Source organism: Arthrobacter sp. KUASC02, assembly GCF_059739395.1.
The window spans coordinates 4190324-4203201 of the sequence record NZ_AP046053.1 but is presented as its reverse complement, the minus strand read 5'-3'; the positions used below and the strand labels follow the sequence as shown (position 1 = coordinate 4203201).

Here is a 12878-nt window from a genome sequence, read left to right as displayed (position 1 = left end):
TCCTGTGTGGTGCGCCTGTTCGCTCAGACCTGGCCGGTGGATCCGGGTGTGCCGCCGAAGAGCGGCGCGAGGGACCGCCAGCGCGCAATTTCGCACCCGTCGGTCAGGCTGAAGTGACTGTTGACCGGGCGGCCATGGAACATCCCCGTCACCACGGCAACCTGCGGGCCGCCGTACTGCTGGGTGCAGAGCATGTCGGCCCGCCGCGGCGTGAAGAAGGCTTCCTCACCAAAACGTTCGACGGCGGCAATCGCCGCCGCAGGGTCCGGTACCGTTGAGCCGGTGGCCGCAGTGTCCGGCACCGTTCCCCGGCGCACCACCAGGCGGAACTCATGCGCCGGCGCGCCCGGAGCCTCGGTGAGCCGGACCGTGAGGTCCACGTCCGGGTCCGCGCCGGCCGTCATCCGCCGTCCCCAATCCGGTCGAGCAGCGGCGCCAGGGCGTCCAGCAACCGGCCCCGCAGTTCCTGCGCCTCGGCGGAGAATCCCCGCTGGTATTCAACGTACTCCGCCTTGCCGGCGGCGGTTTCAATCGGAATGGGCGGGTAGCCCCACTCTTCCAGGTCGTAGGGGGAGGCCTGCATATCCATGGCGCGGACCCGCCACGACAGTTCAAAGCAGTCCATCACGAGGTCACTGGGCAGGGCAGGCGCCAGTTTGTAGGCCCACTTGTAGAGGTCCATGTTGGCGTGCAGGCAGCCGGGCTGCTCCATGGACCGCTGGTTGTCGCGGCTCGGAGTGAGTTCGTTCAGGGGTGTGGCGTCGGGCGTGTAGAAGCGGAAGGCATCAAAGTGGGAGCACCGGATCCTGTTCTCTTCCACCACCTGGTCGGTGCCTGCTGCCCCGAGGCGCAGCTTCAGGTATTCGTGGCGGAGCTCGAACTTGTCCTGGCGGTACACCATCGCCCACTCGTGCAGGCCGAAGCAGCCAAACTGGGCGGGTCGCAACGCGGTGCCGCGCAGGATGATCCCGGCGAACTCCAACGCTTCCCGGCGCTCGGCCAGGAACAAGGCGAGGTCAACGGTCGCGGCCGTGGTCCCGGCCGGCAGGCCTGCGGCGGCAAGGCCGCCGTCGTCGAGCATTTTGTAGTATTTCCAGCCGGAGCGGGCGGCGGCTTCCGGCCCGGTCAGGACGACGCCGGCGCCCGGGTGCCAGCGCAGGAGCTGGCCGGGTTTCTGGGTGTAGTAGGTGAAAAGGAAATCCTCAACAGGGTGTTTCTTGCCCGCCGAACGGCGGGCAAGGTAGGGGTCGGCATAGCGCTGGACCCGGGCCTGGTGGGCTTCTTCGAGGTGCTGCCAGGCGTCCGCCGGCAGCGCCTTCTGCTGGCCGTGCTTCAGAATCTGCATCAGCCTAGGAAACTCCTCCTGCGGAGCCCAGGATGTCCTTGGCCGCGTTCCACAGGCCGATTTCGCAGCCGTCCCTGCGGGCGAAGGATGAATCCACCGGGGACCCGTCAACAATCCCGGTGACAGTGGCCTCCTGCGGGCCGCCATATTGCTGGGTGCAGGCCTGGTCGGTGCCGCGGGGAGCGGGGCTCAGGACAGCCGGGTTGTCCTTCAACGCGGTGCAGGCCGCGGCGGCTGAGGGGTGGCTGCTTTCGTCGGTCGGAACGCCGTCTTTACATACGAGTGTGTAGTTCAGTGCGGCTTCCGATTCCGACGGCTTGACCATGATGGCGAGCTCGGCGTCCCCCTTGCCCGGCCCTGACGTGGCGGCCGCCGACGACGGCGGGGGAGAGGGTGCCGGGACCGTTGTTTCGGTGTCCGGTGACGGCGTGGCAGTGGGGCTGGCAACGCTGGAGGTGGCCGAGGGGGAAGGTGTCGGGCCGCCACCGCCCGGCGAGCAGGCAGCGAGACCGGCGACGGATACCAGAACGAGCGCGTGAATCCATGCCTTACGCATTACCGGTCCTCCTCATTTTGGTCCATTCTATCGCCGCAGCCCCACGATGAACCCTGCCGTTCGGCCCGGCCGCCGCGGTGTGCCCCCGGCCCAGGCGCACCGTGGGGGCCGGGAGATTAAATCTGTCCCGAACATCTCGATTCCGCGGCCCCACTCCGGTATGTTTCTCACATCACTGGATGTATGGCCTCACGCCCACGTTTCGCCGACGTGGACGGATGCATCCGGGAGGTGGGACCGGCTATGCCCCCGGTCCGGCAACCTAGGAGGCCGTACATCATGACTCACCCGCCTGTGGACTCCCGCCTTCAAAGCAGAAAACCGGCCATGCGCCTTGGCGCCGCCGTCGCGTTGGGAATCGCACTCATGTTCGGCCAGGGGCTGGCGGCGCCAGTGCGGGCGGCCGCGGACCCTGTGGCGGAAGACACGCCGTCACTGGAGGCCGGCCGCTACATCGTGATGCTGAAGGACAAACCCCTGGCTGCCTACACGGGCGGCATCGAAGGCATCCCCGGGACGGCAGCGTCCAACGGCAGAAGGCTCGACGCCGACAGCGCTGAGTCCCAGCGCTACTCGGCACACCTGGAGTCAGAGCAAGGCAGACTGGCCGCGGAGGAGGGCGTGGCCATCGACGACAGCTACACACTGGCGGTGAACGGCTTCAGTGCGGAGCTGTCCGCAGAGCAGGCCAGCACACTCAGCAAGGACGGAAGCGTCCTTGCTGTCGTTAAGGACAGCCTGAACAAAATTGACTACTCCAGCACCGAGTTCCTGGGCCTGCCCGGACCCGACGGGCTCTGGGCGCAACAGTTTGCCGGCGCAGCCAACGCCGGCAAGGGAACTGTCGTGGGTGTCCTGGATACGGGCTACACCCCGGGCAATCCGTTCTTTGCCGGCGAACAGGTGAAGCCGCTGGCCGGAGCGCCCCAAGTGGGCGAACCCTACCTGTCGCCCACAAACCAGATCACCATGCTGAAAGGGGACGGCAGCAATTTCGCGGGCGTTTGCGAGGCGGGCGTCCAATTCGCCGGAACAGAGTGCAACAGCAAGGTTATCGGCGCCCGGTACTACGATGAAGCCTTCAAGGCAGGCGTACCGCCGGGGCTGCGCTCGCCGAAGGAAACGTTCTCGCCACTGGACATCAACAACCACGGCTCACACACCGCCAGCACCGCCGCGGGAAACACCGATGTCAGCCAGGCTGTGGGCGGCCGGGACTTCGGCAAGGGTTCGGGCGTTGCCCCGGGCGCAAAGCTCGCCATCTACAAGATCTGCTGGGAGGGTGCCAGCCCTGCAACTACCGGCTGCTTTGCCTCCAGCGCAGTCGAGGCCATTGAGGATGCGATCAGGGACGGCGTCGATGTCCTGAGCTACTCCATCTCCGGCACCAACAACTCCGCTGCGGACCCGGTGTCCATTGCCTTCCTGAACGCCGCAGCGGCCGGGATCTTCGTGGCCGCGTCGGCCGGCAACTCCGGACCGGCGGCCGGCACCGTCAACCATGCCGCTCCTTGGATTACCAGCGTGGCTGCCTCAACCCACAGCAGCAGCCTCCGCGGCACAGTGGAACTGTCCAGCGGAGAGAAGTTCGCGGGCGCCAGCATCATGGCCACTGAGGTTGCGGATGCGCCGATCGCGCTCGCGGTGACGGTGAAGGCCGCAGGTGCCCTCGACGCCAATGCCGCACTGTGCGCGCCCGGCACGCTGGACCCGGCCAAGACAACCGGGAAGATCGTAGTCTGCGACCGCGGCGTGGTGGACCGGACGGCCAAGAGCATGACCGTGGCCCAGGCCGGCGGCGTCGGCATGGTCCTGGTCAACCTGACAACCAACTCCCTGGACGTGGACCTGCACAGCGTTCCCACGGTCCACCTCGACGATCCCGCCATCAAGGAGGCGGTAGGGGCGGACGCGACGTTGACGGCCAGCCTGGTGTCCACCGACACCACGGGCCTTGACCCGCCGCCGGTCCCGCAGATCGCCGGGTTCTCCTCCCGCGGGCCCACCCTTGCGGCCAGCAGCGACCTCTTGAAGCCGGACATTGCAGCTCCCGGCGTGGGCGTCCTTGCTGCTGTCTCGCCGGCCGGTTCCAACGGGCAGAACTTCGGTTTTCTGTCCGGAACGTCCATGGCAGCGCCGCATATTGCCGGTCTCGGGGCGCTGTTGCTGGGCAAGAACCCCCTGTGGTCCCCGGCGACGGTCAAATCAGCGATGATGACCACGGCCTACGATCTGGTGGATGCCGAGGGATCTCCCGTCCACGACGTCTTTGCCCAGGGTGCCGGACAGATCGATCCGGCCCGGATGGCAACGCCGGGGCTGGTGTACGACGCGGGCCCCAGCGACTGGCTCGGTTTCCTGCAGGGCCAGGGCTATCAGCTGGGCGTTGCTCCGGTGGCCGCCAAGGACGTGAACCTGCCCTCTATTGCGATCGGCGGGCTCACGGGCACGCAAACCGTGACGCGGACAGTGACCGCGCTATCGGCCGGAAGCTACAGCGCGGAAGTCGACGTCCCCGGGATCACGGCTGAGGTCACCCCGGACGTGCTGACCCTGGCCGAAGGAGAAAAAGCCACCTTCACGGTGCAGTTCACGAATTCCGGCGCCGCCCTGGACACCTTTGTGGGCGGATCGCTGACCTGGACCTCGGATGAAGCCACTGTCCGTGCGCCGGTGGCAATCCGTTCAGTGACCGCTGTTGCGCCGGCGGTGGTTAATGCCGCTTCCGCCGGCGGCACGGGCAGCATCGTCATTCCGGTAACGTCCGGCAGCCCCGAGCCGATCGACGTCACCGTAAAGGGGCTCGCCAAGGCAAACTCAACGGCGATCAGCCTGGTTCCCGGGCCGTACACCGGGGTCAAGGACGCCGCGAACGACGTGCAGATCGTCACCGTTGCGGCAGGTTCCTCCCTGGCCAAGTTTGCCGTGACCTCCGCCAACCCGGCAGCGGACTTCGATTTGTACGTGGTTTCCCCGGCTGGGCTCCTGTATCCGGGGGCCACGCCTGCTGCCAACGAGGCAGTCACCATCACGGATCCCGTGGCGGGCGACTGGAAGGTGACCACCAACCTGTTCGCCAGCCCCGGCGGCGCGGCGACGGCAGCTTCGGTTGAGGTGATGGTCCTTGGCGGAGACGCGGGAAACCTGACGGTGAGCCCCAACCCCCTCAGCATTGAAAACGGCACCACCGGTGAGCTCACTGCCAGTTGGGCCGGACTGGCGGCGGGCAACTGGGTGGGCCTGATCAAGTACGGAACGGGGCCCACAACGCAGCTGAACGTCGGCGTAACAGCGCAGTGATTGCCAGCCGCACTGCCTTCCTGGCCGGGGGGCAGGGCGGGCGGGGCGGGGCTAGGCCCCGGCGGTATCCCCGTCCGTGACCAGATCGGCTGCGTCCCGTTCGCCTGCATCCCGTTCGGCTGCGGACCTGGTGGCGGCGATCAGGTCCATCATCGCCTGGTGTAGTGCGCCTACCTGGTCGCGGGTCAGGCCAAGGCGTTCCATCATGGTGCCGGGAACTGCCGTCGCCCGCTGCCGGAGCGCGGCTCCGCTCGGTGTCAGCCCCACTGCCAGTGCGCGCTCGTTGCCGGCAGCCCGGCCGCGGGTGATGTAGCCGGCTGCTTCGAGGCGGCGCAACAGCGGCGAGATGGTGGCCGGTTCCTGGGCCAGCGCATCGCTGATGTCCCGCACCGTGCGGGGGCTGGATTCCCACAGGCACAGCATCACCAGGTACTGCGGGTGGGTCAGTCCCAAGGTGTCCAGGACCGGCTTGTACGCGCCCACGACGCTACGGGACGCCACCGTGAGGGCGAAGCAGAGCTGGTGTTCCAGCAGGAGGTCTTCGTCAGGGGCTTCGATGGCTTCGGCCGAGCGCTGGTTCATCGGCGTCCTCTCAATCGTTAGTGGGCTAATCATTAGCGTACACTGGATTGGACTCGACCGTTCTGAAGGGAACCCGCAATGGCTAACAAGGAAAACGCCTCCCAAAGGTTCATGCGCGCCACCGGCAAGCTCCGTGCCATCTTCGGGCCGGCCAACCGCAGTGCCCTCGGCCATGAGATGACCGACGAGAACAAAGCCCTGCTTTTGCGCCGGGAAGCGGAGTCCCAGCAGTGGGAAACGATCCGCAGGCCGGACGGCAGCACGTACGTGGTGCCCAGGAATCCGGAGGACAAGTCCCTTCGCTAGTCTGCGAACCGCGCTAGTCTGCGAACCGGGGTGCCGCACAGTGGCGTGCGGGCCGGGGCCTTTTTCTGTCCCCGGGCGTAAAATATGGGCACAGATACCAACCGGCCAATGCATCACTGCTTGACCCGAGCAAGGGAAAGGGGGTGGGAATTGTGGCAAAGGCGATACAGCGCTTTATGAGGAAGACTGACAAGCTGCGGTTCTTCTTTGGACCCGCCACACGCGGTGATCCAACAGTCCCCGTTGTTCACAGGCACGACGACTTTGAGGCTGCTTCCGAAGAGGACCTGGCCCATTTCGAGGTAGAGACAGACTCTGAGGGACACCACTACGCAGTCCGCAAGGAAGACATCACTTAGCCCCCTTGCGGCGCAACGGAACTGCGACCCCGTTGTGCAGCACACCAACGCCAAAAGGAACGGCACCGCGGGATTTCCGCGGTGCCGTTCCTTTTTGGCGTACTTCAGTGCTGGTCCTGGGACCGGGGCGGGCCTGCCTTAGCGGCCGGTGCCGCCGTAGACCGTTGCTTCGTCTTCGCTGTCCAGGTCGAATGCCTTGTGGATGGCCCGGACTGCATCATCCAGCAGGTCGGCGTGCGTCACCACGGAGATGCGGATTTCCGACGTCGAGATCATGTTGATGTTGATGCCGGCATCGGAAAGCGCCTTGAAGAACGTGGCGGAGACGCCGGGGTGGGAACGCATGCCGGCGCCGATCAGCGAAAGCTTGCCGATCTTTTCGTTGTACTCGATGCTTTCGAAGCCGATTTCCGGCTGGGCGGCACGGAGGGCGGCGAGGGCGTCGGCGCCTTCCACGATGGGGAGCGTGAAGGAAATGTCCGTCCGGCCCGTGCCATGCGTGGAGACGTTCTGGACGATCATGTCGATGTTGGAGTGTGCGTCGGCGATCACCTGGAAAATCGCGGCGGCCTTGCCCGGGATGTCCGGGACGCCCACCACGGTGACCTTGGCTTCGGAACGGTCGTGTGCAACGCCGGAGATGATTGGCTGCTCCAAGGCAACTCCCTCTTGAGTCTTGATCTTGTCGTCGGCTCCGGGCATGACCCAGGTGCCTTCGTTCTGGCTGAATGACGAACGAACGTGCAAGGGCACGCCGAATCGCCGCGCGTATTCCACGCAACGCAGGTGCAGGATCTTGGCGCCGGACGCTGCCAGCTCCAGCATTTCTTCGCTGGAAATGCGGTCGATCTTCTGGGCGGAGGGCACAACGCGGGGATCCGCCGTGTAGATGCCGTCCACGTCCGTGTAGATCTCGCAAACATCGGCGTCCAGGGCTGCGGCCAGCGCCACGGCGGTGGTATCGGATCCGCCGCGTCCCAGGGTGGTGATCTCGTTGGTGGTGCGGCTCATTCCCTGGAAACCGGCAACGATGGCGATGTGGCCCTTGTCCAGGGCGGTGCGGATGCGGTGCGGGTCGACGTCGATGATGCGCGCCTTGCCGTGGATGCCGTCGGTGATCATGCCGGCCTGCGAGCCCGTGAACGACTGGGCGGAGGCGCCGAGCTTGTTGATGGCCATGGCCACCAGGGCCATCGAAATGCGCTCACCGGCGGAGAGGAGCATGTCCATTTCACGTGCGGGGGCAGCATCGGTGACCTGTGCGGCGAGGTCCAGCAGTTCGTCGGTGGTGTCACCCATGGCGGAGACCACCACGACGACTTCATTGCCGGCCCGCTGAGCGTCGACGACGCGCTTGGCAACCCGTTTGATGCCGTCAGCGTCGGAAACCGATGAGCCGCCGAACTTTTGCACGATGAGCTGCTTGGTGCGGGCGGTAGCGACAGGCAGCACGCCGGGCTGGTTCTCGGTTTTCACTTCGGTAGTGGGCATACTCATGCGCGCACCCTCACTGCATCAAATCGGGGTTCCGGGGCCAAGCAACCAAAAACGGCGCGACGGCGTAACTGATGTGCCCAGTTTATCGCCGGGAATAGCGCCGCGCTGAATTGTGACCGCATGGTGGCCTCCCGTTAGTCATCTTCAACGAGGTGCCACGCCGCACGGTCAAGACGGTAGCGCCACGAGGCCAGCCCCTTGCCATGGGTATCCTGGGCGGCGGTGAAGTAGTGATCCTGGACGAAGCCGAGACCTTCCAGGAGGCGCCGCGAAGCAGTATTCGGTTCGTAGACGCCGGCGTAGATGGCGTTCGTTCCTCGCCTGGTGAAGAGCCAGCGGACCAGAGCCCCGGCGGCTTCGCTGCCGTACCCCTTGCCGTGGTGGTCCGGGTGGATGAGGTAGCCGAGGCTGGCAAAGTCCGCAGGAATGCCGCCGGGCAGAGGCGGCTCGGCTGTGTTCCATGTGCGGGCGTCGCCGATCACCGTGCCGGTCGAGCGGAGCACCACCGCCCAGGCGTAGTGGAACCAATCGGCCGTGGAGCGTTCAGCACGGACCAGGAGTTCAGCGAGGAGCCGGTCTGTCTGCCCCGCCGTCAGAGGATGGTGCGACAAATAGCGGACCGCGCCGGGATGACCCCGGAATCCTCGGAGCGCGGCGGCGTCGGCTTCCGCCACGAGGCGCAGTTCCAGGCGTTCAGTGACGATGGCGGGAAACAGTTCCATGGTGTGCCGTCGCTATCCGGATCAACTCAGGGCGTTGCGGCGGCCCTCGAAGGCGCGCCCCAGGGTGACCTCATCGGCGTATTCCAGGTCTCCGCCCACCGGCAGGCCCGAGGCGAGCCTGGTGACAGTGATGCCGATCGACTTCAGCATCCTGGCCAGGTAGGTGGCGGTGGCCTCGCCCTCGAGATTGGGGTCGGTGGCGATGATGATTTCCTGGATGGCGCCGTCGTTCAACCGGGTAAGGAGTTCCCGGATGCGCAGCTGCTCCGGACCGACTCCGGCGATGGGGTTAATCGCTCCGCCCAGGACGTGGTACCGGCCCCGGAAGGAACGTGTGCGCTCGACAGCCAGGACGTCCTTGGACTCCTCCACAACGCAGATGACCGACGGATCCCGGCGCGGGTCGCGGCAGATGTTGCACAATTCCTGCTCCGTGACGTTGCCGCAGACCGTGCAGAACTTCACCCGTTCCTTCACCGTGGTGATGGCCTCGACGAGCCGCTTCATGTCCTGCGGGTCCGCCTCGAGGATATGGAAAGCTAGCCGCTGGGCGGATTTGGGCCCCACGCCGGGGAGCCGGCCCAGTTCGTCGATCAGCTCTTGAACTGCACCTTCGTACACAATGTCCTCGTTCGTTTGACTCGTTTGTTGGAAGGATTCCCGGATATCCCGGGTGGCAGTCTAGAAGCGGGGCGCGATCGGGCTGCCGTCCAACGACCGCTCCTCCACCAGTTTTCCGCCCAGAATACGCTCGACGGCGGCGCGTCCAAACACGCTTGATTCCTCGATTGTTTCGTCGTCCGGGCTGGGTGTGTCCTGGACATAGGTCTTGACCGCCTCGGCCTGCCGCGCAGGGGCCTTGGCCCGGCCGGCTTCGGCCTCGGGGCTGTTGGACAGCCGCTGGTACAGGCTTTGCTTCACCGCGCCGGGCGCGGTTGCGGGGGCCGGGGCAGCCTGGGCGGGGGCGGACGCGTATGACGACGGCGCAGCCGCGGGCGCGATGCTCCGGACATCCGGGCCGGCCATTGCTGTCGACGGGTCAGTGGCCGCGGCCGGAACATACTGCGCCGAGGTTGCCCAGCCTGCACCGGCGGAACTGTTCGCACCAGCAAGTGCACCCACCGGCTGCCGGATTTCGGCCGGGTGCGGGGAGTCGTCCGGTTGGCGGGTCGAAGCGTCGTCAGGCATCCCGGCGGGCCGGGGGAACTGGGCCGTGGCCGGCTCGTATCGGGGCGCCTGGGGTTCCGGAACCACGGGCATGCCGGCGCGGTCCGGATCTTCCACGGACTTGCCGACGTTCGACTCGGCACCCACGGTCCAGACGCCCGGAGCCTCTTCCTTCGCACGGGACCATGGATCGTCGTTCGACAGTTCGGCTGCGGCACGTGAAGAGTCTGCGGCACTTGAGCGCCCGGAAGGCTGTTCGCTGGAGTTCCCGCTATTCGTGCGTGCACGTTCCGGTGCGCCGGGAGAGGTCCTGCGGGACTGCGCCGGAGCGGACTGCGCCGGAGCGGACTGGGCCGGACCTGGTTGCGCCGGAGCGGACGGAGCCCAGTCCATGGGCGGCTCCTCGTCCAGCGGGGGAGCGTCTTCGTCCAGGGGCGGGCCCCAGTCATCGTCGGGGTAGCTGTAGGAACCGGACGCGTCATCTTGCGGCCGCGGTGCCGGGGGGACCTGCGCGGACTCACGCTCGTTGGCAGCGCTGGCAGCGCTGGCAGCGCTGGCAGCGCTGGCAGCGTTGGCAGCGTTGGCAGCGCTGGCGGCGTTGGCCATGGCGGCCGCGTTGACCGCGTCGGCAGGTTCGGCTGCGGCGGCGGAACGGGCCGGAGGTGTGTCCGCGGCCTGACCGCCGGCAGGCGTGGCGGCCGGGCGCTGAACCGCAGGGCTTACCGCGGGTCCGGCGGCCGGCGCGGCGGGCGCCGGGGCAAGACCCCAGGCAACGTCGGCGGACGTTGCCTGAGCTTGCTGGCTGAGTGCCGGAGCTTCCGGGCTAGCGGGTGCTTTTGGGTTTGGCTCAGAGCTCGCTGAGCTGCTGGCGCCGCCGGCCACTGCATTGATCTGGCAGTCGATCCCCACGGTCTTGTGGATTGCCTGCCGAAGATTTTCTGAATGGTCGGCCCGGCCGAAGGCCCCGGCCAGTCCGGACGTGGTGAAGGCCAGGGTGAGCACTTGGCCGTCGAACTGGCTCACCTGGGCGTTGGGTTCCACAAGGGCCCAGGTGCTGCGCTTGATTTTGCTCAGGGTCTGCAGGACGTCAGGCCAGGCGCGGCGCAGTACCTCGACGTCGCCGGCGGGACCGTGGGCTGCAGGAATGCCTGCCGCAGCCGGCTGGCCCGCTTCGGACTTCAGGGGTGTGCGCTCAGCCGCCGCCGGTTCAGCCGGTGTTGGCGTTGCGGGCGTGGAAGCCGCAACAGCCGCAGGCGGGACCTGCTGAGCGGCGGAGCGGGAGGGAACCTGGCCGGCCGTGCCCCGATTTGCCGCGGAGGGCTCGTCAACGGGCCAGTCGGTGGTGGAAACCCGCGGCGGAGTGATGGTTTCGCGCGCGGGCGCCTCGCTTCGTCCGGCGGCGGGTTCCGCCACTCGGCCGGGTGCCTGAACCGGCGGTGCCTGAACCGGCGGTGCCTGGACGGGCAGGGCCTGGACGGGCGGTGCCTGAACCGGCGGTGCCTGAACGGGCGCGGCCGGAGCGGGTTCCGGTGCGGCGGCCGGCGCTGGGGAGGCTGCAGGCCCAGCGGAAGCCGCCGGGGCGGCAACAGGTGCCGCTGCGGCTGCGGCCGGCTGTGGTGCGGCCGGCTGTGGCGGGGCCGACGCCGAAGCGGCGGCGGGGGCACCGACGTCGTTCCCGCCGTAGTTCAGGCGCCTCTCCACGCGGTCGATCCGGGCGGCGATCCCGCGTTCGGTCTGCTCGGAATTGGGGAGGAGGATTCGGGCGCACAGCAGTTCAAGGTGCAGGCGCGGCGACGTTGCCCCGGTCATCTCGGTGAGCGCAGTGTTGGTGACGTCAGCCGCCCGGGACAGCTCGGCCGCGCCCAGGTTGTGGGCCTGGTTCTTCAGCCTGGCAATCTGGTCAGCTGGCATGCCGCGCAGGATCGACTGGGCACTCTCCGGCATGGCCTGGACGATGATGAGGTCGCGGAAGCGTTCCAGCAGATCCTCCACGAAACGGCGTGGATCGTGGCCGGTCTGGATCACCCGGTCCACGGCGCGGAAGACAGTCGCGGCGTCCGACGCTGCCACGGCCTCCACGACGTCGTCCAGCAGGGACGCGTGGGTGTAGCCCAGCAGGGCGACGGCGAGTTCGTAGTCCAGTCCCGTGGGGCCGGCACCTGCCATCAGCTGGTCCAGGACCGAAAGCGAATCCCTGACGGAACCGCCGCCGGCCCGGATAACCAGGGAGAGCACTCCCGGCGCCACGGGAACGTTTTCCTGGTTACAGAGCAGCTCAAGATAGGCCATGAGGGGCTCGGGCGGGACCAGCCGGAACGGGTAGTGGTGGGTCCGCGAACGGATGGTGCCGATCACCTTGTCCGGCTCCGTGGTGGCAAAGATGAACTTGATGTGTTCCGGCGGCTCTTCCACGATCTTGAGCAGGGCGTTGAAGCCCGCCGAGGTGACCATGTGGGCTTCGTCGATGATGAAGATTTTGTAGCGGTCCCGGACCGGAGCGTACGTGGCGCGTTCGCGAAGGTCGCGGGCGTCGTCCACGCCGCCGTGGCTGGCGGCGTCAATCTCGATCACGTCGAGGGAACCGGAGCCGCCGCGCGCAAGCTCAATGCAGCTGGGGCATGTGCCGCAGGGGGTGTCCGTGGGGCCTTCGGCGCAGTTCAGGCAACGGGCCAGGATGCGTGCCGAGGTGGTCTTGCCGCAGCCGCGCGGACCGGAAAACAGGTAGGCGTGATTGACGCGGTTCTTGCGCAGCGCCGTCATCAGCGGCTCCGTGACGTGTTCCTGCCCGATAACGTCAGCAAAGGAGTCTGGACGGTATCTGCGATAAAGGGCGGTTGTAACACTCACAGAGAAAACCCTACCAATCCGGGCTGACAGTTTGCCGCCCTGTGGGGGAATAGTAAAGACCCCCCATGCACCCGCCAGAGCCCATTTACCCTTGCTACCTTCCGGTCCTGGGGGAGTTCAACAGGATGACGCCACATGAGGGGCCGTCAATGAGTTTACCCGATGATTTGGTGTGCCCCGAATCGGCGCCTGGAGGC

Annotated in this window: 11 protein-coding genes and 1 other RNA gene; 3 read left to right on the top strand and 9 right to left on the bottom strand. The window is 66.9% G+C overall.

Annotated features, from left to right (window positions below):
• Window positions 1–23: 23 nt before the first annotated feature.
• Genes AC6JAC_RS19290 through AC6JAC_RS19280 form a run of 3 tightly spaced genes read right to left on the bottom strand, consistent with a single transcriptional unit; the run spans window position 24 to window position 1901 of the window.
• Complete coding sequence (locus tag AC6JAC_RS19290) at window positions 24–404, bottom strand: hypothetical protein (protein ID WP_028272235.1); 381 nt, start codon at window positions 402–404, stop codon at window positions 24–26.
• Window positions 401–1345 carry a 3-methyladenine DNA glycosylase gene (locus AC6JAC_RS19285; protein WP_497966142.1) on the bottom strand — a complete coding sequence of 315 codons (945 nt, stop codon included), beginning with the start codon at window positions 1343–1345 and terminating at the stop codon, window positions 401–403. Before AC6JAC_RS19285 ends, AC6JAC_RS19290 begins: the two co-directional genes overlap by 4 nt.
• Window positions 1346–1349: 4 nt before the next feature.
• Window positions 1350–1901: an SSI family serine proteinase inhibitor gene (locus AC6JAC_RS19280; RefSeq protein WP_454697549.1), complete on the bottom strand. Its 552-nt coding sequence runs from the start codon at window positions 1899–1901 to the stop codon at window positions 1350–1352.
• 279 nt (window positions 1902–2180) lie between these two features.
• On the opposite strand from AC6JAC_RS19280, the gene AC6JAC_RS19275 reads away from it, so the two are divergent.
• Window positions 2181–5201, top strand: coding sequence for a S8 family serine peptidase (locus AC6JAC_RS19275; protein WP_497966139.1), 3021 nt, complete (start codon window positions 2181–2183; stop codon window positions 5199–5201).
• 51 nt (window positions 5202–5252) lie between these two features.
• On the opposite strand, the gene AC6JAC_RS19270 is transcribed toward AC6JAC_RS19275, so the two are convergent.
• A complete protein-coding gene (locus AC6JAC_RS19270) occupies window positions 5253–5783 on the bottom strand; it encodes a MarR family winged helix-turn-helix transcriptional regulator (RefSeq protein ID WP_454699893.1) in 531 nt (176 codons plus the stop codon).
• Window positions 5784–5861: 78 nt separating this feature from the next.
• Between AC6JAC_RS19270 and AC6JAC_RS19265 the strand changes: the two genes are divergently transcribed.
• Both AC6JAC_RS19265 and AC6JAC_RS19260 read left to right on the top strand, forming a co-directional pair.
• Window positions 5862–6089, top strand: a complete 228-nt coding sequence (locus AC6JAC_RS19265; RefSeq protein ID WP_028272231.1) for a hypothetical protein — start codon at window positions 5862–5864, stop codon at window positions 6087–6089.
• A 176-nt stretch (window positions 6090–6265) separates the two neighbouring features.
• Window positions 6266–6448 carry a hypothetical protein gene (locus tag AC6JAC_RS19260; RefSeq protein WP_156037185.1) on the top strand — a complete coding sequence of 61 codons (183 nt, stop codon included), beginning with the start codon at window positions 6266–6268 and terminating at the stop codon, window positions 6446–6448.
• A 138-nt stretch (window positions 6449–6586) separates the two neighbouring features.
• On the opposite strand, the gene AC6JAC_RS19255 is transcribed toward AC6JAC_RS19260, so the two are convergent.
• From AC6JAC_RS19255 to ffs, 5 genes are all read right to left on the bottom strand, one after another.
• Entirely contained in the window at window positions 6587–7945 is a 1359-nt protein-coding gene (locus AC6JAC_RS19255; protein ID WP_028272229.1) for an aspartate kinase, read from the bottom strand.
• A gap of 134 nt (window positions 7946–8079) precedes the next feature.
• Window positions 8080–8667, bottom strand: a complete 588-nt coding sequence (locus tag AC6JAC_RS19250) for a GNAT family N-acetyltransferase (RefSeq protein WP_454697551.1) — start codon at window positions 8665–8667, stop codon at window positions 8080–8082.
• Between the two features lie 21 nt (window positions 8668–8688).
• Window positions 8689–9288: a recombination mediator RecR gene (gene recR / locus AC6JAC_RS19245; protein WP_028272227.1), complete on the bottom strand. Its 600-nt coding sequence runs from the start codon at window positions 9286–9288 to the stop codon at window positions 8689–8691.
• Window positions 9289–9348: 60 nt separating this feature from the next.
• The gene (locus AC6JAC_RS19240) at window positions 9349–12681 is read right to left on the bottom strand and encodes a DNA polymerase III subunit gamma and tau (protein WP_497966136.1); all 3333 of its coding nucleotides are present in this window, start codon (window positions 12679–12681) and stop codon (window positions 9349–9351) included.
• 51 nt (window positions 12682–12732) lie between these two features.
• Window positions 12733–12829: signal recognition particle sRNA small type (gene ffs / locus AC6JAC_RS19235), an RNA gene on the bottom strand.
• Window positions 12830–12878: the final 49 nt, after the last annotated feature.

Coding starts and splice junctions, on each gene's coding strand:
- AC6JAC_RS19290 (WP_028272235.1), bottom strand. CDS start 404: ATGACGGCCGGCGCGGACCCGGACGTGGACCTCACGGTCCGGCTCACC.
- AC6JAC_RS19285 (WP_497966142.1), bottom strand. CDS start 1,345: ATGCAGATTCTGAAGCACGGCCAGCAGAAGGCGCTGCCGGCGGACGCC.
- AC6JAC_RS19280 (WP_454697549.1), bottom strand. CDS start 1,901: ATGCGTAAGGCATGGATTCACGCGCTCGTTCTGGTATCCGTCGCCGGT.
- AC6JAC_RS19275 (WP_497966139.1), top strand. CDS start 2,181: ATGACTCACCCGCCTGTGGACTCCCGCCTTCAAAGCAGAAAACCGGCC.
- AC6JAC_RS19270 (WP_454699893.1), bottom strand. CDS start 5,783: ATGAACCAGCGCTCGGCCGAAGCCATCGAAGCCCCTGACGAAGACCTC.
- AC6JAC_RS19265 (WP_028272231.1), top strand. CDS start 5,862: ATGGCTAACAAGGAAAACGCCTCCCAAAGGTTCATGCGCGCCACCGGC.
- AC6JAC_RS19260 (WP_156037185.1), top strand. CDS start 6,266: ATGAGGAAGACTGACAAGCTGCGGTTCTTCTTTGGACCCGCCACACGC.
- AC6JAC_RS19255 (WP_028272229.1), bottom strand. CDS start 7,945: ATGAGTATGCCCACTACCGAAGTGAAAACCGAGAACCAGCCCGGCGTG.
- AC6JAC_RS19250 (WP_454697551.1), bottom strand. CDS start 8,667: ATGGAACTGTTTCCCGCCATCGTCACTGAACGCCTGGAACTGCGCCTC.